The 993-nt window shown below is 33.8% G+C and carries 1 protein-coding gene; it reads left to right on the top strand.

The window, feature by feature from the left end:
* The coding region (locus ACFIL8_RS11030; protein WP_375689827.1) for an autotransporter outer membrane beta-barrel domain-containing protein at positions 1 to 393 on the top strand (393 nt) is incomplete at its 5' end.
* Positions 394 to 993: the final 600 nt, after the last annotated feature.

Here is a 993-nt window from a genome sequence, read left to right as displayed (position 1 = left end):
GAGCCCCAAATACAACTTGCTTATCAACATTTGATGTTTGATACCATTGAAGATGCTGATAATTTTACCGTTGATATGAAAAATCCTTCTCAATGGTTGATCCGTGTTGGTGGACGTTTGACAAAAACCATTATGACCACTGAAAACAACCGTCCGATGTCTTTCTATGGAAAAGTAAACTTGATCAAAACCTTTGGTGATAATGGTACCATCCAGATTGGCAGAGATTTTGACCTTGATCCTATGGGACCTGCAATTGAAGGCGGCGTTGGCATCAATGCGCAACTGTCTCACAATTTCTCGCTTCATGGTGATGTCAGCTATCAACAAAAGCTTCAGAAAACTGGTATCTCTGGAGCTAGTTTTTCAGGCGGCATACGCTATCAGTTTTAAATCAAGGCTGTAAAAATAGCCTATTCATTCTATTCAATTTAATAAAAAGGGCAGCACAATATGCTGCCCTTTTTGTACATTAAAGTCATCCTTTTTCCTTTTAAAGCACCCTTCCCTCTTTATACTTAGTTCTTTACGAAAATCTCCAAGACAAGACACAACAAACGCAACAGAGCACTTCCATCCCCAGTGGATGAAGAGTACTTCCTACTTTGAAAAAAAGAGAAGTCTATTAGAAATAAATTAATACCACTGTGTTGAAAGATGAAAGCCCACTTTAAGCCCAAGTAAGTTAGCTTTTTTACTAGCTTCTTCTACATCCTTTTTTGTTCCCTCATAACCCCAATTTGCGTCATATAATAATCCCTACCATCATGTAAAAGATGTTATGGTACCACTATATCAGTATCTCACAATATTTCTCTGAATAATAATATTCAAAATTATAATTCTTTAAATAAAATCCATTATAAATACATTTTGTATTATACATAATTAATATCAATTATTTTTTAATTTTGACAAAAAACCAAAAATGTCTTACCAAATAAAAACAATTACTGAAATTAATAACAACTATCCATTTTCACTTCTTCTTAT

This window comes from Bartonella sp. AP57NXGY, from assembly GCF_042195805.1.
GTDB lineage: Bacteria > Pseudomonadota > Alphaproteobacteria > Rhizobiales > Rhizobiaceae > Bartonella.
This window is presented reverse-complemented; position numbering and strand designations above follow the sequence as displayed.